The sequence below is a fragment of the Micromonospora chokoriensis genome, from assembly GCF_900091505.1.
Lineage (GTDB): Bacteria > Actinomycetota > Actinomycetes > Mycobacteriales > Micromonosporaceae > Micromonospora > Micromonospora chokoriensis.
Genome location: NZ_LT607409.1, coordinates 1,168,423 through 1,190,357 on the forward strand (window position 1 = coordinate 1,168,423; position 21,935 = coordinate 1,190,357).

Genomic DNA, 21,935 nt, shown 5'->3' on the forward strand with positions numbered 1-21,935 from the left:
GATGCACGATTTCACCACGCTGCTCATCGAAGTCGGTGCGCTGCTGTTGCTGCTTGGCCTCCTCGGCCGGGTCAGCCGGCGCTTCGGCCTCTCGCCCATTCCCCTCTACCTGCTCGCCGGGCTGGCGTTCGGGCACGGCGGGCTGCTGCCACTCGCCGCCAGCGAGGAGTTCTTCGCGGTAGGCGCCGAAATCGGCGTCATCCTGCTGCTGGTGATGCTGGGCCTGGAGTATTCGGCCAATGAGTTGGTCGGCAACCTCCGCTCGGCGGCACCCGCAGGGCTGATCGACGGTGTCCTCAACGCGCTGCCCGGAGCGGGATTCGCCCTACTGCTCGGCTGGGACTGGGTCGCCGCCCTGGTGCTCGGCGGCATCACCTGGGTCTCCTCGTCGGGAGTGATCGCCAAGGTCCTCGCCGACCTGGGACGACTCGGTAACCGCGAGACCCCGGTGATCCTCTCGGTGCTGGTCATCGAGGACCTGGCGATGGCCCTGTACCTGCCGCTCGTCACCGCTGTGCTGGCCGGCACGGGTCTGCTCGGCGGCGGGATCGCGCTCACCGTCGCGGTGGGCACGGTGCTGATCGTGCTGGTGGTCGCCATCCGGTACGGCCACCTGATCTCGTCCGCCCTGTCGGCCAAGGACCCGGAGGCGCTGCTGCTCGGCGTACTCGGCCTGACGTTGCTGATCGCGGGCATCGCCGCGTCGCTCCAGGTGTCGGCGGCGGTCGGCGCGTTCCTCGTCGGCATCGCGCTCTCCGGCCCGGTGGCGCACCACGCCACCGAACTGCTCTCCCCACTGCGGGACCTGTTCGCCGCCGTGTTCTTCGTCTTCTTCGGCCTGACCACCGACCCGCAGGACATCCCGCCGGTGCTGCTGCCGGCGCTCGCGCTGGCCATCGTCACCATGGGAACGAAGACGCTCACCGGCTACCTCGCGGCTCGCCGGGTCGGCATCGCCGAACCCGGTCGATGGCGGACCGGCCTGGCGCTCGTACCCCGAGGTGAGTTCTCGATCGTCATCGCCGGTCTCGCGGTGGCCGCCGGGAGCGTCGAGCCGCGGTTGGCGGCGTTGGCCGCGACGTACGTCCTGATCACGGTGGTGACCGGACCGATCCTGGCCCGGCTGCCGGACTTCCCGTGGTTCAAGCGGTGGCTGCGCAACCGCGCGGCTGCCCAGCGACAGGTGCCGATGCCGATCCACGACTGACCGCGAACCACCTGGTCCTCGTACGATCGCGCCCGAAGAGAGCGACGCCTTCGTGGTCGAGCAATTGCGCGGTCCGCTCGACGGCGCGGTCGTTGTCCCAATCCACGGGACGGCCACCGGGAGGGGCGAAAAGCCATTCCAGCCCCGTGACGAACTGAGCCTCGGCACCTCACTGGAACTGTCGAACGTGGATTGCCATAGGAGCATCATCGATCGCTCTGTCGATGCGGGGGACCCGCCCATGCCAACGGTTGCGGAATTGCTCCCCACGGGGACTACCGCAGCACCCGGCGGCGGGTTACCGTTTCGCCCCAGCAGCCAGGTTCCGCAGGCAGCGTTGCCACCCGCGGGCCAGAGCGGAAGGTTGGCCGGTGAGCGTGCAGGAGTCGACGTTCCACGGCTTCGCGAACCCCGTCGATCCGAGCCCGGCGGAGTTGCGAGCTTGGGCGTACAAGCCCGATTCGGTGCCGTTGGCCTCGATGCCACCCGACTGGGACCTACTGGTATCCGGTGACCGACTGGTCCTGACGCTCTTCGAGTTAGCCATGGATCCGACCTGCCCGGCGCGTCGTTTCGCGTTGCACTGTCTCTACATCTACGCGGCCGACGGCATCCGGACGAACTTCCGCGCCCACCCCAAGCGCCGCTTCCGCAAACTCGTGGAACAGGCCGAGCGGGACGGCGACGAACTGATGAGGGTCTGGGCGCACAACGGCCGCGTGCTGTTGGCCCGGCCGGACCTCTTCGTCTATCGCGACTGGTGCGAAGGCGGCCTGGTCCGCGAGAACCGCCGCCTCGGCTGAGGCTCGGCTGCTCGTCAGCGGCGATGGTGCTGTCTGCGCCACTGTCGAGCTGATGTCGCAAACGATTCACGGGCTGCGGGGCCCTGAGCAACCGGGCTTCGCAACACCGTGGTGATGCCGTAAACGATTCAGCTCGAAAGGCTCGCTGCGGGATCTCCGCCTGCCATCGCGAGCGTCCCGGCCCGCGCCCCGCACGGGAACGGGCCGGGACCCCGCGCCGAGACCACCGGCGTCCCGGCCCGCACGTGAACGGGCCGGGACCCCCCGCCGAGACCACCGGCGTCCCGGCCCGCACGTGAACGGGCCGGGACCCCCCGCCGAGACCACCGGCGTCCCGGCCCGCACGTGAACGGGCCGGGACCCCCCGCCGAGACCACCGGCGTCCCGGCCCGCACGTGAACGGGCCGGGACCCCCCGCCGAGACCACCGGCGTCCCGGCCCGCACGTGAACGGGCCGGGACCCCCCGCCGAGACCACCGGCGTCCCGGCCCGCACGTGAACGTGAACGGGCCGGGACCCCCCGCCGAGACCACCGGCGTCCCGGCCCGCACGTGAACGTGAACGGGCCGGGACCCCCCGTGGGTCCCGGCCCGTACGTTGGTTGCCGATCAGTCCTGCTTCTGTTCCTTCTCAGGTCGACTCCGGTCGCCCGGTTCGGCGAACCTGCCGCCGACGACCCGGTCCCGGTAGGTCCCCTTGGTCACCCTGTCGAACTTCTCGCGGACGGTCTCGGCCAGCTCCTCCAACCGGTCTTCCGTCTGCTGGGCCACGTTCTTCGCCGGCTCCGCCATCGCTCCCCCTCGCCATGCCGGTAGGTCCGGATTAATCCGATTGGACCCGCATTGACAGGTTAACCGAAGCGACCCGGGCCGCGCCGGGAAATCCGGTACGGCCCGGGCCGAGGAGGCAGATCCGGGTGAGCGGCGGGTCAGCGACCGGGCGTGCGGCGGGGCCGCCACACCACCAGCGCGGTGGACGTGCGGTTGGTCGGCACGAGGTCACTGCCGGGGAAGCGGGCCAGGGACTCCAGTTCGGCAATCCGGCGGTACGCGGCGTCGAGCTCCGCCTCCAGCCGAGCCACCCGCTGCTGAGCCTGCTCCAGCAGTCGCTCCAGCCCGATGATGCGCTTCACGCCGGCCAGGTTGATCCCGTCATCCTGGCTGAGTCGCTGCACCTCGCGCAGCAGCACCACGTCACGGACGCTGTACCGGCGGCCCCCGCCGGCGGCCCGGCCCGGCTGCACCAGCCCGAGTCGGTCGTACTGGCGCAGGGTCTGCGGATGCATCCCCGCCATGCGAGCCGCAACAGAGATCATCAACACCTTGGCCTCGTAGGCAGGGTCACCCGAACCGAGGAACTCGCCCGACATCCCGCTCACCTCCGCGTCCATCCCCACGCACTAACTGACCCGACGCACCCGAGCGTCGAGATGTTCCCGGGCCGCCGGCGGGCTCTGCTCGGCGAACGCCTCCAGAGCGGCGCGCGCCTCGTCCGACAACCGGGCCGGAACGACCACGTCCAACGTGACCAGCAGGTCACCGGCCTGGCCGTCACGACGAACCACACCCTTGCCGCGGGCGCGCAACACGCGCCCGCTCGGCGTACCCGGTGGCACCCGCAGGGTCACCGCGCCGTCGAGCGTCGGCACCCGCAGGTCCGTGCCCAGCACGGCCTCCGCGAAGGTGACCGGCACGGACAACGTCAGGTCGTCGCCGGTACGCCCGAACAGCTCGTCCGGTCGAACCTTGACGTGCACGAAGAGGTCGCCGGCCGGGCCGCCGCGCTCGCCCGGCTCACCGCGCCCGGCCAACCGGATGCGCTGACCGTCGGCCACCCCGGCCGGGAACCGCACGTTCATGGTGCGGGTCTTGGTGACGCCCCCGGTGCCGTGGCACTCCGGGCACTTCTCCTCGACGACAGTGCCGACGCCCTGACAGTTGCGGCACGGCTCGGAGAAGCTGAACGCCCCCTGGTCCCGGGTGGTGACCCCGGCACCGTGGCAGACCGGGCAGGTACGCGGCTGGGTGCCCGGCTTCGCCCCGTTGCCGTGGCAGGTGTCGCAGACTCCCGGCGCGCGCAGTGTCAGGGGCAGCGTCACCCCGCGCACCGCGTCACCGAAGTCGAGCGCCACCTCGGTCTCCACGTCCCGGCCACGGGCCGGACCGCGCGGCGCGGCCTGACCACCGGCCTGACCACCGCTGAAGATCGAGCTGAACAGGTCCTGGAAGCCGGCGCCGCCGAACCGACGGTCGCCGCCGCCGGCACCGCCGAACATGTCGGAGACGTCGAACGGCATGCCGCCCGGCTGGCCCCCGCCCCGTGCGTTGCGGCGGAAGGCTCCCGAGCCGAACAGCGAGCGCATCTCGTCGTACTCACGTCGGCGACCCGTGTCCGACAGCACGTGGTGTGCCTCGGAGGCAGCCTTGAACCGCTCCTCGGCCTTCGGGTCGCCCGGGTTGTGGTCCGGATGCGACTCCCGGGCGATCTTGCGGTACGCCTTCTTGATGTCATCGGCGGAGGCGGCCTTGTCCACGCCGAGCACGGCGTAGAAGTCCTTCTCGATCCAGTCCTTGGAACTCACCGGTCCGCCTCCTCTCGACCTTCATGGCCCGGCCGTCCCGCCCACCCGAGGGTGGGCGGGACGGCCCGGTCACTGTCTCGCACTATTCCGGATCCGCGACCGCGACCAGCGCGGGGCGCAGCAGCCGCTCACCGAGCTGGTAGCCGCGCCGCATGACCTGCACGCAGGTCGGCTCGCTGACGTCGGCCGAGGTCTGGTGCGCGACCGCCTCGTGCCGGGTCGGATCGAACGGGTCACCCTGCTCGCCGAAGGCGTTCAGGCCGAACTTGCCCAGCGCGGTGGTGAGTTGCTCCGCCACCGTGCCGAACGGCCCGACCAGGTCGCCGTGTTCCCGAGCGCGGTCCAGGTCGTCGAGGATCGGCAGCAGCGCGGCCAACACCGAACCCGTCGCCTGCTCCTGCACCAGGCTGCGGTCCCGGTCGACCCGCTTGCGGTAGTTGGCGTACTCCGCCGACACCCGCTGGAGGTCCCTGGTGCGCTCGTCCAGGTCGGCCCGGAGCGCCTCCAGTTCGGCACCGAGCGAGGTGCCCGGGCCGCCACCGTCCACCGGCTGCGCCGGGGCGTCCACCACCGCCGGACCGGACGGCTCCGGCCCGTCGGTGGCGTTGACCTCGACCTCGATCTCGTCGACCACGACCTCGGCGTCCTCGACGAGGCCCTCGGCCGGCACGCCGGTCTCCGCGTCGGCCGCGGTGCCCTCGGGCTCCGACGTGTCGATGAGCTTGCGGTTGTTGCGGATGACGACCCCCTCCCCGTCGCCGGTGGTCGGCTCCGTGGTCGCGGAGCCACCCGGCGTCGACCCGGTGTCGTCCGGGTCGACGGCTCGTGGCTTCTGCGTCATGCGGCTACCTCATCCCCTTCGAAACGTGTCGGAGGCCGACGGTCACTTCTTGCCGTCCTCGTCCACGATCTCCGCGTCGACCACGTCATCGGCACCGCCGGCCTGCGCGCCGGTCGCGCCGGCCGCACCGGTGGCACCCGGGCCGGGCTCGCCGCCCGGCTGCTGACCCTGCTCGGCCTGCTGCGAGTAGAGCAGCGAGCCGGCCTGCTGGGAGACCTGCGCCAGCTTCTCGTGCGCGGACTTGATCTTCTCGATGTCCTGACCGCCGAGGGCGCCCCGAAGCTCGCCGAGCGCCTCGTTGAGCTGCTCCCGGTTCTCGGTGGGCAGCTTGTCGCCGCTCTCCGCGAGGAACTTCTCGGTCTGCCACTGGAGTGCCTCGGCCACGTTGCGGGTCTCGGCGTCGTCGCGGCGGCGCTTGTCCTCCTCCGCGTGCTCCTCGGCGTCCCGGCGCATCCGCTCGATGTCGTCCTTCGGCAGCGAGGAGCCGCCGGTGATCGTCATCTTCTGTTCCTTGCCGGTGCCCAGGTCCTTGGCGTGCACGTTGACGATGCCGTTGGCGTCGATGTCGAAGGCGACCTCGATCTGCGGCACGCCGCGCGGCGCCGGCGGGAGGCCGGTCAGCTCGAAGGTGCCGAGCTTCTTGTTGTACGCAGCGATCTCCCGCTCACCCTGGAAGACCTGGATCAGCACCGACGGCTGGTTGTCGTCGGCCGTGGTGAAGACCTCGGAACGCTTGGTCGGGATGGTGGTGTTGCGCTCGATCAGCTTGGTGAAGATGCCGCCCTTGGTTTCGATGCCCAGGCTCAGCGGGGTCACGTCGAGCAGCAGGACGTCCTTGACCTCCCCCTTGAGCACACCGGCCTGGAGGGCCGCGCCGACGGCGACGACCTCGTCCGGGTTGACGCCCTTGTTGGGGTCGCGGCCGGTGAGCTGCTTGACCAGGTCGGTCACGGCGGGCATCCGGGTCGAACCGCCGACCAGGATGACGTGCTCGACGTCGGAGATCTTGATCCCGGCGTCCTTCACGGCCTGCTCGAACGGGCCCTTGCAACGGTCCAGCAGGTCCTGCGTCATCCGCTGGAACTCGGCGCGGCTCAGGGTCACGTCGAGGTGCAGCGGCCCGGCCGCGCCGGCGGTGATGTACGGCAGGTTGATGTTGGTGGTGGTGGCGGCGGACAGCTCGATCTTGGCCTTCTCGGCCGCCTCGCGGAGCCGCTGGAGGGCCATCTTGTCCTGGGACAGGTCGATGCCGTGCTCACCACGGAACGTCTTGACCAGGTGGTCGATGATCCGCTGGTCCCAGTCGTCGCCACCGAGCTGGTTGTCACCGCTGGTCGACTTGACCTCGACGACGCCCTCGGCCAGCTCCAGCAGCGACACGTCGAAGGTGCCGCCACCGAGGTCGAAGACCAGGACGGTCTGCTCCTTGGAGCCCTTGTCCAGCCCGTACGCCAGGGCGGCCGCGGTCGGCTCGTTGACGATCCGCAGCACGTTGAAGCCGGCGATCTCACCGGCCTCCTTGGTGGCCTGCCGCTGGCTGTCGTTGAAGTAGGCCGGGACGGTGATCACCGCGTCGGTGATCTGCTCACCCAGGTACGCCTCGGCGTCCCGCTTGAGCTTCATCAGGGTCCGGGCCGAGATCTCCTGCGGGGTGTACTTCTTGCCGTCGATGTCGACGGACCAGTTCGTGCCGACCTCGCGCTTGACCGACCGGATCGTCCGATCCGGGTTGGTCACTGCCTGACGCTTGGCGACCTCACCGACGAGCACCTCGCCGTTGCGGGCGAACGCGACGATCGACGGGGTCGTCCGCGAGCCCTCAGCGTTGGCGATGACGGTGGGCTCACCGCCCTCGAGAACGCTGACGCAGGAGTTCGTCGTGCCGAGGTCGATACCGACCGCACGTGCCATCTTCGCTTCCTCGCTTCGTAAGGTTGTGCAGGTGACGGGCGCTGCCCGCGGCTGCCTGGCGAGCACCGCCCGCAGCGGGCCCCACCACAAGTTGAGTGAACCTGGCTCAATACTGCCACGCGTTGGCCAATCGTCAAGTCGGGTTGAGTCAACCCGACGCAACCTCACTCGCAATTTCCGTCCGGTTGTCTTCCCTTGCATCGGTCGGGCACGCTTTAGCGGTGACGACGCACGGCGATCCCGCCACCCGTTCCGGCGCGCCTGCCGTCGCCACCCGCACCGGCCCGCCGGACGCCACGGAGGAGCCGTCCGCCACCACCGGGGACGACAGCCTCCCCAGCGCGCTGTCGGGCCTCCGGGAGGCGATCGGTGCTACCCGGTACCCTTTCGCGCTGCCCTCCGCCAGCGCCTCCCGGCACACCGCCACGGCCCTGACCGACCAACTCGACGACTACCTGCTACCCCGGCTCGCCCGACTGGACGCCCCCCTGCTCGTGGTGGTCGGCGGCTCCACCGGAGCGGGCAAGTCGACACTGGTCAACAGCCTGGTCAAGGCCCGGGTCAGCGCCGCCGGCGTACTCCGGCCGACCACCCGGTCCCCGGTGCTGGTCTGCAATCCGTCCGACGCGGCCTGGTTCCGGCAGGGTGACCTGCTGCCCGGGCTGACCCGCACCACCGAACCGAGCGAGGACCCGCGCGCCCTGCACCTGGTCACCGCGCCGGCCCTGCCCGCCGGGCTGGCCTTCCTCGACGCGCCCGACATCGACTCGGTGGTCGACGCCAACCGGGCCCTCGCCACTCAACTGCTGGCCGCCGCCGATCTCTGGCTCTTCGTCACCACCGCCGCCCGGTACGCCGACGCGGTGCCCTGGGAGCTGCTGCGCAGCGCCCGGGCGCGAGGCGCGGTGATCGCCATGGTGCTGGACCGGGTGCCCGCGGAGGCCACCGACGAGATCGCCGCGCACCTGGCCGAGATGCTCGCCGAACAGGACCTCGGCCAGGCGCCGCTGTTCGTGCTGCCGGAGACCTGGGTCGACGGGCAGGGGCTGCTGCCCGAGGCGGTGACCGCGTCCCTGGTCGACTGGTTCGCCCGGTTGGCCGCCGACGCCGACGCGCGGGCGGCGGTGGTCCGTCAGACGCTCGACGGGGCGCTGGCCGCGCTGCACCCCGCCGTCGCGGAGTTGGCCGACGCCGCCGACGAGCAGATCGCCGCCGCCGACGCGCTGGACGAACGGGTCCGGGCCGCGTACCGGGGCGCCGAGCGCACCGCCGAGCAGGGGCTCCAGGACGGTCGGCTGCTCCGGGGGGAGGTGCTCGCCCGCTGGCAGGAGTTCGTCGGCACCGGCGAGCTGTTCCGCACCCTCGAAGCACGGATCGGCCGCCTACGGGACCGGGTCGTCGCCGCTGTCACCGGGCGGCCGGCACCCGCCACCGAACTTCGCAACGCCATCGAGTCGCAGCTGGTGACACTGCTGCGCGGGGTGGCCTCGGAGGCAGCCGAGTCCGCGTACACCGGGTGGAAGGCGCACCCGGCCGGTGTCGGGCTGCTCGATCCCGCGCTGGCCCACCCGAGCGACGACCTTCCGCAACGCGCCGAACGGATGGTCCGGGACTGGCAGCGCGGGGTGTTGGAGCTGGTCCGGGTCGAGGGCGGCGACAAGCGGTTCGTGGCCCGCACCGCCGCGTACGCGGTCAACGCCACCGGGCTGGCCGTGATGATCGCCGTCTTCGCCTCCACCGCTTTCATCCCCACCGGGTTGGAGGTGGCCACCGGGGCCGGCACCACCGTCGCCGCGCAGGCCGTACTCCAGGCGATCTTCGGCGACCAGGCCGTGCGTACCCTCGCCGCCAAGGCCCGCACCGACCTGCTGAGCCGGGTACGGACGCTGCTCGACGCGGAGGCCGACCGTTTCCTGAGCCGCACCGCGGACGCCCGCCCCGCCGCGGACGTCGGCGACGGCCTACGCCGGGCCGCCGGGCGGGTCGAACTGGCCCGACACCGCAGCGGCCTGTCCGCCGCTGGTGACAGCCGGCCGGCCGTCGACGAGGAGGGTTCCCGGTGACGAACATCGCCGGCCGGCTCCGCGAGGCCTTCCGTGGAGACCACCGGGTCGACGCCGACGAGCTGATCGCCCGGCTGGACGCGGTACGCCGGTTCCTGGCCGCGGTGGACGGCCTGTTGCCGGACGCCGAACTGGTTCCCGCGCACACGCTGGTCGAACGGGCCGGAACCCGGCTCGCGCTGTCCCGGGACCACACGGTGGTCGCTCTGGCCGGCGCGACCGGCAGCGGCAAGTCCAGCCTGTTCAACGCGTTGGCCCGGTTGGAACTGTCGCCGGTCGGGGTCCGCCGGCCGACCACCGGTGTCACCCACGCCTGCGTGTGGGGGCCGTTGGAGGGCGCCAACCGGCTGCTCGACTGGACCGGCGTGCTGCCCCGACACCGCTTCGTCCGGGAGAGCGCCCTGGACGCGGACGACGAGTCGGCCCTGCACGGGCTGATCCTGCTCGACCTGCCCGACTTCGACTCGGTGCAGCGGTCCCACCGGCTGGAGGTGGACCGGCTGCTCGGGCTGGTCGACCAGGTGGTCTGGGTGGTCGACCCGCAGAAGTACGCCGACCGGGTCGTCCACGACAACTACCTGCGCGAGTTCCACCGGCACCGCGACGTCACGCTGGTCGTGCTCAACCAGGCCGATCGGCTGCCCCCGGCCGAGCTGCCCCGGGTCATGGACGACCTGCGCCGGCTGCTCGACACGGACGGGCTGACCGGGGTGCCCCTGCTGGCCACCACCGCCATCGACCCGGCCGGGATGGTCGGGCTGCGCGACGCGTTGGAGCGGACCGTCGCCGAGCGGCAGGCCTCGCTACGGCGGCTCGCCGGTGACGTCGACACCGTCGTCGTCGGTCTGGACGCACTGGTCGGCTCGGCCCGGCCCGCCGGCGGTCCGGACGACGGGGCTGTCGCCGGGTTGAACCGGGCGTTGGCCGACGCTGCCGGCGTGCCGGCGGTGAGTGAGGCGGTGGAACGGGCGTACCGGCATCGGGCCGGCGCGACCACCGGCTGGCCGGTGGTCCGGGGTTGGCGGCGGCTGCGGCCCGACCCGCTGCGTCGGCTGCACCTACCCGGCCCGGCCGGCGCGGACGCCGACCCGGCGGAGAGCCTGGTGGCGGCGACCTCGGTGCCCGATCCGACGGTCGCGCAGCGCTCTGCCCTGGGCCTCGCGATCCGCGCGGTGGCCGACCGGGCCGCCGGCGACCTGCCCGCCGCCTGGCCGACGGCCGTGACCTCCGCGGCCCGGTCCCGCCTCGACGACATGCCGGACGCGTTGGACCGGGCGATCGCCGGCACCGACCTCGGCCTGGACCGTCAGCCGGTGTGGTGGCGGGTCGTGGGCGCCGTGCAGTGGTTGGTCACCCTGGCCGCCGCGGTCGGTCTGGGGTGGCTGGTGCTCGGCTACGCGCTACGGATACTCGGTCTGCCCGCGTTGGACAACCCGATGGTCGGGCAGGTGCCACTGCCGACGCTGCTGCTGCTCGGCGGGCTGCTGGCCGGGCTGCTGGTGGCCACGCTGACCCGACCGGTGGTCCGCTGGGCCGCCCGGCGCGCGCGGGCCCGTGCCCGGCAACGGCTGACGGTCCGGGTCGCCGAGGTGGGCGAGGAGTACGTGCTCGCGCCGGTGCGAATCGTGCTCGCCTCCTACGCGCAGGCACGCGACGCGCTGCGGGACGCCGCGCGCCGCTGACGTCCGACGCGACTCGCTACCCGCTCTGCGTACGCCCCGGGCGGCGTAGGGTCGAAGCATGGCCACGCCTCAGACCCCCTACGACGCGGTGCTGCACGCCGCACGCGACGTGACCAAGCTGGAGTCCGCCCTCGACGCCGAGATGCTCGGCAGCGCGCTGCTGGGCAGTGTCTACGCCATCGCGGAGACCGACCGCGACACCGCCGTACGGGAGTTCGTCACCGGATTTCTCGCGGCCACCGCCCGCCGCCGGATCGCGTCGGCGACCACCATCCGGCAGATCTTCGCCCGGCTCGTTCCGGAGGCCGAGGGCACCGAGCGGGTACGCCCGGGCAGCCAGGCGCCCAGCTGGGCCGGTCAGGTCGGCCGGGTGCACCTCACCGGCTCCTGGGCGTACGGCGACGTCTACGGCGACCAGACCTCCTACCTCGCCACCTTCGCCTACGACGACGCGGCCGGCGGCTCGGAGCACGCGCTGGTGGCCCTCGTGGACCACAACATCGGGATCACCAAGGACATCTTCGTCGGCGGGCCGGCCGAGCAGATCCTGGACCAGGTCCGGCAGATGTGCGCGGACGACGAGCTGACCTGGTTCCGTACCGAGAACCCGGGCCGGCTCCGGGGCGAGGTGGCCCGCCACCTCGCGGTGACCGACGAGCTGAGCGAGTTGCCCGGCGAGGGTTCGCTCGCCACCGACCGGGCGCTCGTCGGCGCCCGACTGGCGATACTGCCCACCGCGATCGAGCCGACCGGTCCGGCGGAGGTCGAGCCGCTCTCCGCCGCCGAACGCACCGACCTGGTCCGGCGGTTCCTCGCCGCGCCGGAGGCCACCCGTTTCGGCCTGGACTCGGTCGACGGTCCGGAGTTGGCCTCGCTGCACTTCTGCCTGAGCCTGCTGCTGGACCACTCGGCCACCTTCCCGGACGCCGACCCGATGCGCTGGAGCCCGGCGGTGTCCGGGCTCTTCCTGCTGGACTGGGTGCACCGTCGGGCCGTGCTCGACATGGACGACGCGGCGATGCTGCCCCGGGTGCTACGGGCGTGGACGCGGTACGCGTCCCGCCAGCGCGGCCTGCCCGAGGCGGCGACGACCCGCACCGACGAGGCGATCGAGGAGATGGTGCCGGAGTTCGCGCGCCTCTACTCGACGGGTGAGCGGCGCAGCGCCGCCACCGCCGCCGTCGCCCAACTGATGGCCGACGGGGTGGACCCGGACGACCCGGCCGCGCTGGACGCGTGGATCGAGGCGAACCGACACCGCCTCGCCGACGACGGCGCCTGACGACATCCGAGGCGGGCGGTGCGACGCCGCCCGCCTCGACCAGGCTCGACGTTCCGTGCCCGGCCTGGCGTTCCGGCCGGACCCGCCCGCATTCGGCCTGAGCCGGTCCACGCGGCCGGTCCACGCGGGCGGTCCGCGCGGGTCCGTTCAGCGCAGCGGGCCGAAGACCGCCGCGGCGATCAGTGCGCCGAGTACGCCGCCGGCGAGCACCTGCGGCACCGTGTGGTCGCCCAACCGCACCCGGGACCAGCCGACCAACGCCAGCAGCGGGGCGGCGACGACCACGCGCGTCCCGAAGGTCAGCGTCAGGATGACCAGGGCGCCGGCGGCCACCGCAGAGTGGATCGACATCTTCCACCAGTGGCTGACCGACACGGCGACGACCAGGCCGACCAGCCCGGCCAGGGCCAGCGCCAGCACCGGGCGGGGTGCGTCGAGCACGGCGAGCAGGGCGAGCCCTCCCGCGACCGAGCCGAGGCCCACCAGCAACGGTGCCCGGCGCTGCTCCCGCCGACCGATGTGATGGTCCGTGAGCCGACCGCGGCGTACCCCGCCGACGATGTAGGCGAACGGGATGCCGGTGACGAAGAACGTGGCGAGCAGCCCCCAGACGAGACCCTGACCGGGGCGGCTCGCGCTGCGCCAGCTCACCGTGAGGATGAGCAACGACACGAGCACTGCCGGTGCGGTCACCTCGGTGACCAGCCGGGCGAGTCGTTGCCCCGGGCCGGGTCGGGTGGTGACCGGGCGGAGTTCCGGACCGCCGCCCACGCCGCCCCCTCCGGTACGCGCCCACCGTCGTACGCCCCCGACACCGAATGGGCCGCGGCTGTTCGTCACCGTACCGCCGGGGGCACCGCGCAGTGCGCCGGTCGGGCCAGCGGCACCGGGCAGATCGTGGGGGCAGCGGAAGCGGTCGGCTACGACCGAACTGCCGAACCGGGCCGGCTGGCCGGTGCGGCGGCGGCCGCGGGTGTGGTGGACGGCCGCGCGGTCGCGGTCGGCGCGGACGGGAGCACCGTCGCCGGCGGCGCGGGCGTGGTGGACGGCGGCGCGGGCGTGGTGGACGGCGGCGCGGGCGTGGTGGACGGCGGCGCGGGCGTCGTGGGTGGCACGGAGTGGGTGCTGGTCGGCGCCGCGGTGGCGGTCGAGGGGTCGCTCGGCGTGGAGGTCGGGCCCGCCGTGGGGTTCGGGTCGAGCGTTGGTGTCGGCTCGAACGTCGGTGTCGGCTCGAACGTGGGCGTCGGCTCGAACGTGGGCGTCGGGTCCGCCGTCAGGGTCGGCGTCGGATCGGGCCCGGTGGAACCGGTCGGGTCCGGGTCCGGCGAATCCGTCGGGTCCGGGTCCGACGAACCGGAGGGATCCGGGTCGGTCGGGTCCGGATCTGGTGAACCGGTCGGGCCCGGGTCCGTCGGCGAAGCGGTCGGTGGCGGCGGGACGACGGGCGGCGGTACGGCCGGCGAGGTGCCCCGGGTGGGTTTCGGTGCCGGCGGCCGGGTCGTCCCCCGCAGGGCGGGGCCCCGGTCGGCAGTGGCCGGCTCCTCCGGGGAACGGCGGGGAGCGGCGGGCAGCCAGCCGCTGGGCGGAACGATGCTGGGTGTGCCGGGCGGTGGCAGCCCTGGCTGGCTGGTCGTCGGCAGCGGGATCAGCACCGGCCCGACCGACGGGGTCGGGATGAAGGGGGTGCTGCTGTCCGGCAGCGCGGTGCTGCCCGGGGTGGCCGAGCCGGCGCTGATCGCGGCGAGGATCGGCATCGACGCGGTCCCGGCCAGCAGGGCGACGGTGAGCAGGTAACCCCGGGTGGGGCCGCCGCTGCCGGGGGCACGGTGCGCGCCGACCACCCGGCGGTAACCGCCTGCGGACCGGTGCCGGCCGAGCGCCGGTGTGCCGGGACCGTCACCTGGCTCGTGCACCGCAAACCCCTTGTCGTAGCCGTCGGCCGAGATGGAGAGACGCCCCCGCCAAAGCTGGCAAATAACCCGATAGGCGCGATCCTGCGGGAATCAGCCTTACGCAGTCACCCTACGTAGACCAACCTCCACCGCGTGTCGACACGCGGCGCTGACCGAACGGTGACGAATCATCACCGGATCCCCCTGGAAGCCCAGGCCGGCATGATGGCGACAAACAATGGCAAAGCATGGCCGGTCGGGATGCGGGGCAGGCGTACTGTGGGCGCGCTCACCTGCTCTGAGAATATGGAGCACGACGGCAACGCAGCCGTGACCTCCGCGCACCCTCGCGGCAGGCGCGGTTGAGCGCCGGCGCTCCCCGATCCGGGTTCGGCCAGAACCCGGCTCACGCCGTGCGGCAACCCCCACCGGGGCTAGGCGCGGCCGCCAGGAACCGGTCCGGCAGCAGCCGGACAGGCGCACGAGTTGCGTGGCCGGGTGACCCCCCGGTGCCGACGCAGACACGACAGGGAGAGACCGATGGCAAAGGGCGACCCCGGGGGCACCACCCGCAGCAGGCGGGCTGCACCCCGCTCCAAGAAGGGCGCGGCCGGCGACCCCGAGCTGGTGCAGCTGCTCACCCCCGAAGGCGAACGGATCGACAGCGTCACCGGGCCGGACGGCACCGAGTACCGCGTCGACTTCACCGACGAGGAATACCGCGGGCTCTACCGCGATCTGGTGCTGGTCCGGAAGCTGGACGCCGAGGCGACCGCTCTCCAGCGTCAGGGCGAGCTCGGCATCTGGGCCAGCCTGCTCGGCCAGGAGGCCGCCCAGGTCGGCTCCGGGCGGGCGCTGCGTACCCAGGACATGGCCTTCCCGACCTACCGGGAGCACGGCGTCCTCTACTGCCGGGGCATCGACCCGATCATGCCGCTCGGCCTGTTCCGCGGTGTCGACCAGGGCGGCTGGGACCCGAACGAGTTCAAGTTCAACATGTACACGATCGTGATCGGGGCGCAGACCCTGCACGCCACCGGTTACGCCATGGGGATCACCATGGACGGCAAGACCGGCACCGACGACGGCGAGGCCGTGATCGCGTACTTCGGTGACGGGGCCACCAGCCAGGGCGACGTCAACGAGGCGTTCGTCTGGGCGGGCGTCTTCAACGCGCCGATGGTCTTCTTCTGCCAGAACAACCAGTACGCCATCTCCGAGCCGCTGGAGCGGCAGACCCGCATCCCGCTCTACCAGCGGGCCGCCGGCTTCGGCTTCCCCGGCGTGCGGGTGGACGGCAACGACGTGCTGGCCACGTACGCGGTCACCCGCACCGCGCTGGACAACGCCCGGCACGGGCAGGGCCCGAGCCTGATCGAGGCGTACACCTACCGGATGGGCGCGCACACCACCTCCGACGACCCGACCCGCTACCGCATCGCCAGCGAGGTCGAGGCGTGGCAGGCCAAGGACCCGATCAGCCGGGTGAAGGCCTTCCTGGAGAAGCAGCAGATCGCCGACGCGGACTTCTTCGCCGAGGTCGACGAGCAGGCCCGGCGCGAGTCGGTGGACCTGCGTGAGCGGGTGCTCGCCATGCCCAACCCGGAGCCGGTGACGATGTTCGACCACGTCTACCCGAACGGGTCTCCGCTGCTCGACGAGCAGCGCGCGCAGTTCAGCCGCTACATGGAGTCGTTCGAGGGGAGCGCACACTGATGGCCACGGAGACGCTCACCCTCGGTAAGGCCCTCAACAACGGTCTTCGCCGCGCCCTGGAGGCCGACCCCAAGGTCGTCGTCATGGGCGAGGACGTCGGCAAGCTCGGCGGCGTCTTCCGGATCACCGACGGGCTGCAGAAGGACTTCGGCGACCAGCGGGTGATCGACACCCCGTTGGCCGAGTCCGGCATCATCGGCACCGCTGTCGGCCTGGCCATCCGTGGCTACCGGCCGGTCTGCGAGATCCAGTTCGACGGTTTCGTCTACCCCGCGTACGACCAGATCGTGTCGCAGGTGGCGAAGATGCACTACCGCTCGCGCGGCAAGCTCAGCATCCCGATGGTGATCCGGATCCCGTTCGGCGGCGGCATCGGCGCGGTCGAGCACCACTCCGAGTCGCCGGAGGCGTACTTCGCGCACACCGCCGGCCTGAAGGTGGTGTCCTGCTCCAACCCGCAGGACGCGTACGTGATGATCCAGCAGGCCATCGCCTCGGACGACCCGATCGTCTTCCTGGAGCCCAAGCGGCGCTACTGGGAGAAGGGCCAGGTCGACCTGGACGCGCCGCTGTCCGAGGCGTACCCCCTGCACTCGGCCCGGGTCGTGCGGCCCGGCACCGACGTCACGCTGCTGGCCTACGGGCCGATGGTGCGGACCTGCCTGGAGGCGGCGACCGCCGCCGCCGAGGACGGCCGGGAGCTGGAGGTCATCGACCTGCGCTCGCTGTCGCCGCTGGACCTGAGCGCCGCCTACGAGTCGGTGAAGCGCACCGGCCGCGCGGTCGTGGTGCACGAGGCGCCGTCGAACATCGGTCTCGGCGCCGAGTTGGCCGCCCGGATCACCGAGGAGTGCTTCTACTCCCTGGAGTCGCCGGTGCTGCGGGTGACCGGCTTCGACACCCCCTACCCGGCCGCCCGGGTGGAGGAGGAGTACCTGCCCGACCTCGACCGGGTGCTCGACGCCGTCGACCGCACCTTCGGCTGGTGAGCGACATGTCCCGGATCAAGACGTTCAACCTGCCCGACCTGGGCGAAGGGCTGACCGAGGGCGAGATCCTGACCTGGCTGGTCAAGGTCGGCGACACCATCGAGCTGAACCAGCCGATCGTCGAGGTGGAGACGGCGAAGGCGGCCGTGGAGATCCCGGCGAAGTGGGCCGGGCAGGTGCAGGCGATCCACCACCCGGAGGGCACCACCGTGGAGGTGGGTGCGCCGATCATCGCGATCGACACCGACCCCGGCGCGGGGCCGTTGGACGCCACGTCGACCACGGCCGCCCCCAGCGGTGACCTGCCCACCCCGTCGGCGGCTTCGCTCGCGGCGGTGGAGGTGGCACCGGCCGAGGGCATGGTGGAGCCGGGCCTGATCGGCGGTCCCGCCCCGGGCGGCCGCACGGCGGTGCTGGTCGGCTACGGCCCCCGCACCACGACCGCGAAGCGCCGCCCCCGCAAGGGCGGCGTCCCGGCACAGGCCACCGCCGCACCGGCTCCCGCGCTGGTCGATCATGGTGTTGTGGTGGGCAACAAAACCACTCCAACCACCACAACTCCGGCACCACAAGTCCATGATCGACCCAAGGCGGCGGAGGGCGCCGGGCTGGTGCTTGCCAAGCCGCCGGTGCGCAAGCTCGCCAAGGATCTCGGGGTTGACCTGAGGATGCTCGCCGGTTCGGGTCCGCTGGGCTCGATCACCCGGGAGGACGTGCAGCAGGCGGCGAGCGGCGCCACGGTGGCGGCCGAGCCGATCACGGCGACGGCGACGAGCGCCGCGAGCTTCGGCGCGGACCGCGAGCAGCGCATCCCGGTCAAGGGGGTACGCAAGCTCACCGCCGAGAACATGTCGCGCTCGGCGTTCACCGCTCCGCACGTGACGGAGTTCCTGACCGTCGACGTGACCCGGGCGATGAAGGCTCTGGAGCGGCTGCGCAACCGACGGGAGTGGCGTGACGTACGGGTCTCGCCGTTGCTGCTGGTGGCGAAGGCGGTGCTGCTGGCCGTGAAGCGTCACCCGATGGTCAACTCGACCTGGGCCGGCGACGAGATCGTGGTCAAGGAGTACGTCAACCTCGGTATCGCGGCGGCCACCGAGCGTGGCCTGATCGTGCCGAACGTCAAGGACGCCGGCCGACTCTCGCTGCGGGAGTTGGCGGACTCGCTGAATGACCTGGTGCAGACGGCCAAGTCCGGCCGTACCTCGCCGGCGGACATGTCCGGCGGCACGTTGACCATCACGAACGTCGGGGTGTTCGGGGTGGACACCGGCACGCCGATCCTGCCGCCGGGCGAGTCCGCGATCCTGGCCTTCGGCGCGGTGCGGGAGATGCCCTGGGTGCACAAGGGCAAGGTCAAGGTGCGTCAGGTGACCACGCTGGGGCTGAGCTTCGACCACCGGATCATCGACGGTGAGCTGGGCTCGAAGTTCCTGCGCGACATCGGCGACTTCCTCGCCGATCCGGAGGCGGCGCTGCTCGCCTGGACCTGATCGTCCGTAGGGCCAGTCACGGCCGGTGTGCCACGGGTTAACGCCCGGCACACCGGCCGTGTCGTTTGGGCGACGAATCAGTCGGCCAGGACGCCTGTTGACCTTTGATTGTTAGGCAGGTGTCCCAGCTCACCTAATAATCGATGGAATTTCACCGGCTCCTGCTGTTGAATAGACGCATCAGGGGCTGACAACCGAATAGCTAGGGGGACCCACCAATGAGCATGATCGAGCGAATCCGCAACCACCGCGACGCCAACCGCCGCGCCCGTGCCATCGAGCACGCGCTGCGCTCGGCGAACTCGCCGGCGGTCCGCGAGGAGATCCTCGTCATCGCCCAGCGTCACATGAGCTGACGCTCCACGACATTCCGCACCTCCTCCAGATCGATGGCCCACCCGGCCCACCGGGTGGGCCATCGACGTTTCCCACCACCCACCACCGGGATTCCGCCCTGCCGCAGCGCCCGGTACGGTGGGCTTCGGTCGCCGCCCGCCGACCCGGCAGAGGCCGAGCTGACAGAAGCTGCTCGACACCGACCGGCCACGCACAGTGACGACCAGTGCTCCTTGGACGCGCCGTGCCGCTACCCGATACCGTGCGGGGAGCCGGCACAGCGGTACGCCGGTGACGCCGGCAGCCATGCCGAGGAGACCGATCGGCACCGGCGAGCCGACATGTGATGGAGGAGGCGCACCCATGACGTCCGAGGGCCCGCACCGTCCCGGCCAAGAGCCGGACGAGGTGTCACCGGGCGCCGGCGGACCGGCGCCGTACGGCGACCGCCCGGCGCAGCCGGACAACGGCCAGAACGCCGCCGGCCCTGATCTGGGCTGGGCGCCCCCGCCGCCGACGCGGCCCAACCCGTCGACGCCGGCCTGGGCGACCCCGGCTGAGCAGCCGCCCGCCCCCGCCTGGGGTGCTGCCCCGCAGTCCAACGACCCGGCGCAGCCCGCCTGGGCCGCAGGCGGCGGCACGAGCGAGCCGCCACAGCAGCAGCCCGGCGGCTGGCCCGGCAACGACGGCGCACCAGCCCCGGCCCAGCCCGGCACGTGGGGGGCCGCGCAACAGCAGGGTTGGACGCCGGCCGAGCAGACCTCGCCGGCACCCAACTGGACCCCGGGCGCCGCCGAGCAGCCCGAGTGGGTGCAGGCCCAGCCGGCCGCGAGGGGTGCCGCGCAGGTGCCTCCGGCCACCGCCGCCTGGCCCGCCCAGGAAGACCCGGCCCAGTCCGGCGGCTGGGGTGCCGCCGCGCAGGCCAACCCGCCCGCTGGTGACTGGCGCGGTGCCGAGTCGCAGCAGCCCGAGCCGCCGCAGGCCGGTGGTTGGTCCGGCGGCGCCCAGCAGGACGACGCGCCCGGCAACGGCGGCTGGCCCGCCGGCACCACTGCGCGGGACGACCAGCCGGTGTGGACGCCGGCCGAGCAGTCACCGCCGACCTGGGGCCAGCCCGCAGAGCCGCAGGAGCAGTCCGCCCCCGCCTGGGGCCAGGCAGCCCCGCCGACCGCCGCCCGTGGGGCAGCCCAGGTGCCGGCGCCGAGCCGGCCCGGCCAGGACGACCCGGCGCAGTCCGGCGGGTGGGCAGCACAGCAGCAGGCGCAGCCCGCCGCCTGGAACGACGGCGGCGACGCACGCCAGGACCAGCCCGCGCAACCCGCCGCCTGGCAGGGCGCCGAGGGCCGTCCGCAGCAGCCCGACTGGGTGCTGGCACCCCAGGACCAGCCGACCGAGCGTCCGGAGCCGGCGGCGTGGACCCCGCCGGAGCAGAGCGGCCTGCCCGCTCGCGCCAGCGCCAGCGTGCCCGGTAACGACGGCGCGCCCGGCTGGCCTGCCACGCCGAACAACCCGGCACCGAACGCTCCCGCCGTGCCGGAGGCCGAACCGTGGGCGCCCGGTGAGGTGTGGGGTCGCGCCGAGGCGGAAGCGTCCGCCCAGTCCCGTGGTGGCTGGGAAGCCGACCGCGCCGACGATGCCCCCGCCTACCAGCCCGGGCCCGCACCGGGCATCTCGCCGGCGAACGCGGTGCCGCTGCCCCCGCAGGAGCAGCGGGTGCCGGGCGCCAGCCTGGCCGCGATCCCGCCGGCCGACTACGCGCCGCCGCAGGCCCAGTTCGCCCCGATCCCCGAGCAGCCCGCGTACGCCGAGCGGGAGGCGTCGGACGCCGCCGCCCAGTACGAGGCGGAGCCGGCCGGCTGGGGTCGCGCCGAGGACGCTTCCGCGAGCGGCGCGGTGGTGCCCGCCCCGCGTACCTCTCCGGAGTCCGGCGCGGGTCGTGCTGCCGTACCGGCGCCGGAGGCCGAGCCGGCGGCCGGTGTCGCCCGGGCCACGGCGAGCGCCTCGGTGCCGCTGGCCAGCCGGGTGATGCCCCCGACGGACCAGGCCGTCCGTCCGGCGAGCACGGCCTCGCCGCAACCTCGGGTGTACGGCCGCCCGGCTCGGCCCGAGCCGGAGAACGAGCCGGAGCCGGAGCCGTTCCAGGCTGAGCCGGCCGCCGAGCGCCAGGCCACGCCGGACTGGCAGCAGGAGCCGCAGCGCCCGGCCGCACCGGAGTGGCAGCAGGATCCACAGCGCCCGGCCACGCCGGACTGGCAGCAGGAGCCGCAGCGCCCGGTCGTGCCCGAGTGGCAGGACGACGCGCAGCGGCAGGGCGTCCCCGGCTGGGGTGGCGAGCCCGCAGCCGACCCGCGCTTCGACGACCGGCAGCCCGCACCCAACGCGTTCGGTGAGGCTCCGTCGGCACCGCCCGCGTTCCCGCCGGGTGTGCCGTCCTTCGTCGACACGCCCGGCAACAACCGGCCGGTCAACGGCAACCGGCCGCACTCCGGAGCCGAACGGCCAGCCGACCAGTTCGGCGGCACCGGTTCACCGGCCGCCGGCACCGCCGCGGTCAACGGCACCACCGCCTTCGGCGCTGTGGACTTCGGTGGACCGAACTCCGGTGGTTTCGGCGGGCCGGGCTTCGGTGCCGGGCCGGCGACCGAACCGGTGCCGGGCGGTAACTTCCCGCCGGCGTTCCCGCCCGCACAGCAGCCCCCGTCGTCCTGGGGCCAGGACGACGGCCAAGCGGACCAGGGCCGGTTCGACGCGTTCAAGCCGGACGCCGACGCGCCGAAGGTGGAACCGCCGGCGCCGAAGGTACGCAACGGCCGGGTGCTGGCCGCGGTCCTGATCGCCGCCGTCCTGATCCTGGCGGTGCCGCTCGGTCTGCTGATGCTGCTCGGCAAGTTCGGTGGCGACGACACGCCGGCCTTCGACCCGGCGGTCGGCACCTGCGTGAAGCAGTCCGGTCAGGGTGGCGCTTCGGCGGCGGACTGCGGCGAGGCGGGCGCTTTCACGATCGTGTCGAAGGTGGACGCGAAGGAGAAGTGCACCGACACGACGCAGCCGCACGTGGTGCTGCCCGGCGACGGCGCCAACCGGGTGCTCTGCCTCAAGCCGGCCACGAAGTAACTCCACCGACGGCGGGGTCACGGGC

17 protein-coding genes are annotated in these 21,935 nt (G+C 72.8%); 11 read left to right on the forward strand and 6 right to left on the reverse strand.

Annotated features, from left to right (window positions below; all coding sequences use genetic code 11):
* Position 1: 1 nt before the first annotated feature.
* Together GA0070612_RS05485 and GA0070612_RS05490 are read left to right on the forward strand one after the other, a co-directional pair.
* Positions 2 to 1,207, forward strand: a complete 1,206-nt coding sequence (locus tag GA0070612_RS05485) for a cation:proton antiporter (protein ID WP_088986936.1) — start codon at positions 2 to 4, stop codon at positions 1,205 to 1,207.
* Positions 1,208 to 1,578: 371 nt separating this feature from the next.
* Complete coding sequence (locus tag GA0070612_RS05490; protein WP_088986937.1) at positions 1,579 to 2,010, forward strand: hypothetical protein; 432 nt, start codon at positions 1,579 to 1,581, stop codon at positions 2,008 to 2,010.
* A gap of 608 nt (positions 2,011 to 2,618) precedes the next feature.
* Here GA0070612_RS05490 and GA0070612_RS05495 read toward each other — a convergent pair.
* From GA0070612_RS05495 to dnaK, 5 genes are all read right to left on the reverse strand, one after another.
* Positions 2,619 to 2,801: a hypothetical protein gene (locus tag GA0070612_RS05495; protein ID WP_088986938.1), complete on the reverse strand. Its 183-nt coding sequence runs from the start codon at positions 2,799 to 2,801 to the stop codon at positions 2,619 to 2,621.
* 137 nt (positions 2,802 to 2,938) lie between these two features.
* On the reverse strand, positions 2,939 to 3,379 hold the full coding sequence (locus GA0070612_RS05500) for a heat shock protein transcriptional repressor HspR (RefSeq protein WP_088991285.1): 441 nt from the start codon (positions 3,377 to 3,379) through the stop codon (positions 2,939 to 2,941).
* Positions 3,380 to 3,409: 30 nt separating this feature from the next.
* Positions 3,410 to 4,591 carry a molecular chaperone DnaJ gene (gene dnaJ / locus GA0070612_RS05505; protein WP_088986939.1) on the reverse strand — a complete coding sequence of 394 codons (1,182 nt, stop codon included), beginning with the start codon at positions 4,589 to 4,591 and terminating at the stop codon, positions 3,410 to 3,412.
* A gap of 82 nt (positions 4,592 to 4,673) precedes the next feature.
* Positions 4,674 to 5,432 (reverse strand): nucleotide exchange factor GrpE, encoded by a 759-nt coding sequence (gene grpE, locus GA0070612_RS05510; RefSeq protein WP_088986940.1) that lies wholly within the window; start codon positions 5,430 to 5,432, stop codon positions 4,674 to 4,676.
* A 42-nt stretch (positions 5,433 to 5,474) separates the two neighbouring features.
* A complete protein-coding gene (gene dnaK / locus GA0070612_RS05515) occupies positions 5,475 to 7,343 on the reverse strand; it encodes a molecular chaperone DnaK (RefSeq protein WP_088986941.1) in 1,869 nt (622 codons plus the stop codon).
* A gap of 221 nt (positions 7,344 to 7,564) precedes the next feature.
* Here dnaK and GA0070612_RS05520 point away from each other — a divergent pair, with 221 nt between their 5' ends.
* From GA0070612_RS05520 to GA0070612_RS05530, 3 genes are read left to right on the forward strand one after another with little or no spacing between them, the layout of a single operon-like run.
* Positions 7,565 to 9,406 carry a GTPase family protein gene (locus GA0070612_RS05520; protein ID WP_088986942.1) on the forward strand — a complete coding sequence of 614 codons (1,842 nt, stop codon included), beginning with the start codon at positions 7,565 to 7,567 and terminating at the stop codon, positions 9,404 to 9,406.
* Complete coding sequence (locus tag GA0070612_RS05525; RefSeq protein ID WP_088986943.1) at positions 9,403 to 11,088, forward strand: GTPase; 1,686 nt, start codon at positions 9,403 to 9,405, stop codon at positions 11,086 to 11,088. Before GA0070612_RS05520 ends, GA0070612_RS05525 begins: the two co-directional genes overlap by 4 nt.
* A 58-nt stretch (positions 11,089 to 11,146) precedes the next feature.
* Complete coding sequence (locus GA0070612_RS05530) at positions 11,147 to 12,370, forward strand: hypothetical protein (RefSeq protein WP_088986944.1); 1,224 nt, start codon at positions 11,147 to 11,149, stop codon at positions 12,368 to 12,370.
* A gap of 147 nt (positions 12,371 to 12,517) precedes the next feature.
* Here the strand turns inward: GA0070612_RS05530 and GA0070612_RS05535 are convergent, their stop codons facing one another.
* The gene (locus GA0070612_RS05535) at positions 12,518 to 13,141 is read right to left on the reverse strand and encodes a phosphatase PAP2 family protein (protein WP_088986945.1); all 624 of its coding nucleotides are present in this window, start codon (positions 13,139 to 13,141) and stop codon (positions 12,518 to 12,520) included.
* A gap of 126 nt (positions 13,142 to 13,267) precedes the next feature.
* Here GA0070612_RS05535 and GA0070612_RS05540 point away from each other — a divergent pair, with 126 nt between their 5' ends.
* The 6 genes from GA0070612_RS05540 (at position 13,268) to GA0070612_RS05560 (ending at position 21,910) form a co-directional block, all read left to right on the forward strand.
* Complete coding sequence (locus GA0070612_RS05540) at positions 13,268 to 14,164, forward strand: hypothetical protein (protein ID WP_157742428.1); 897 nt, start codon at positions 13,268 to 13,270, stop codon at positions 14,162 to 14,164.
* A 638-nt stretch (positions 14,165 to 14,802) separates the two neighbouring features.
* Positions 14,803 to 15,978 (forward strand): pyruvate dehydrogenase (acetyl-transferring) E1 component subunit alpha, encoded by a 1,176-nt coding sequence (gene pdhA / locus GA0070612_RS05545; protein WP_088986947.1) that lies wholly within the window; start codon positions 14,803 to 14,805, stop codon positions 15,976 to 15,978.
* Positions 15,978 to 16,967 carry an alpha-ketoacid dehydrogenase subunit beta gene (locus GA0070612_RS05550; RefSeq protein WP_088986948.1) on the forward strand — a complete coding sequence of 330 codons (990 nt, stop codon included), beginning with the start codon at positions 15,978 to 15,980 and terminating at the stop codon, positions 16,965 to 16,967. The genes pdhA and GA0070612_RS05550 overlap by 1 nt, the downstream gene beginning before the upstream one ends.
* A 5-nt stretch (positions 16,968 to 16,972) precedes the next feature.
* On the forward strand, positions 16,973 to 18,460 hold the full coding sequence (locus GA0070612_RS05555; RefSeq protein ID WP_088991286.1) for a dihydrolipoamide acetyltransferase family protein: 1,488 nt from the start codon (positions 16,973 to 16,975) through the stop codon (positions 18,458 to 18,460).
* Between the two features lie 218 nt (positions 18,461 to 18,678).
* Positions 18,679 to 18,816: a hypothetical protein gene (locus tag GA0070612_RS31780; RefSeq protein WP_167393602.1), complete on the forward strand. Its 138-nt coding sequence runs from the start codon at positions 18,679 to 18,681 to the stop codon at positions 18,814 to 18,816.
* Positions 18,817 to 19,159: 343 nt separating this feature from the next.
* The gene (locus GA0070612_RS05560; protein WP_088986949.1) at positions 19,160 to 21,910 is read left to right on the forward strand and encodes a hypothetical protein; all 2,751 of its coding nucleotides are present in this window, start codon (positions 19,160 to 19,162) and stop codon (positions 21,908 to 21,910) included.
* Positions 21,911 to 21,935: the final 25 nt, after the last annotated feature.

What these genes read in the sequence shown, in the direction of transcription:
- dnaK (WP_088986941.1), bottom strand. Translation starts at nt 7,343, where the DNA reads ATGGCACGTGCGGTCGGTATCGACCTCGGCACGACGAACTCCTGCGTC.
- GA0070612_RS05555 (WP_088991286.1), top strand. Translation starts at nt 16,973, where the DNA reads ATGTCCCGGATCAAGACGTTCAACCTGCCCGACCTGGGCGAAGGGCTG.
- GA0070612_RS05550 (WP_088986948.1), top strand. Translation starts at nt 15,978, where the DNA reads ATGGCCACGGAGACGCTCACCCTCGGTAAGGCCCTCAACAACGGTCTT.
- GA0070612_RS05530 (WP_088986944.1), top strand. Translation starts at nt 11,147, where the DNA reads ATGGCCACGCCTCAGACCCCCTACGACGCGGTGCTGCACGCCGCACGC.
- GA0070612_RS31780 (WP_167393602.1), top strand. Translation starts at nt 18,679, where the DNA reads ATGAGCATGATCGAGCGAATCCGCAACCACCGCGACGCCAACCGCCGC.
- GA0070612_RS05560 (WP_088986949.1), top strand. Translation starts at nt 19,160, where the DNA reads ATGACGTCCGAGGGCCCGCACCGTCCCGGCCAAGAGCCGGACGAGGTG.
- grpE (WP_088986940.1), bottom strand. Translation starts at nt 5,432, where the DNA reads ATGACGCAGAAGCCACGAGCCGTCGACCCGGACGACACCGGGTCGACG.
- GA0070612_RS05500 (WP_088991285.1), bottom strand. Translation starts at nt 3,379, where the DNA reads ATGTCGGGCGAGTTCCTCGGTTCGGGTGACCCTGCCTACGAGGCCAAG.
- GA0070612_RS05495 (WP_088986938.1), bottom strand. Translation starts at nt 2,801, where the DNA reads ATGGCGGAGCCGGCGAAGAACGTGGCCCAGCAGACGGAAGACCGGTTG.
- pdhA (WP_088986947.1), top strand. Translation starts at nt 14,803, where the DNA reads ATGGCAAAGGGCGACCCCGGGGGCACCACCCGCAGCAGGCGGGCTGCA.
- GA0070612_RS05485 (WP_088986936.1), top strand. Translation starts at nt 2, where the DNA reads ATGCACGATTTCACCACGCTGCTCATCGAAGTCGGTGCGCTGCTGTTG.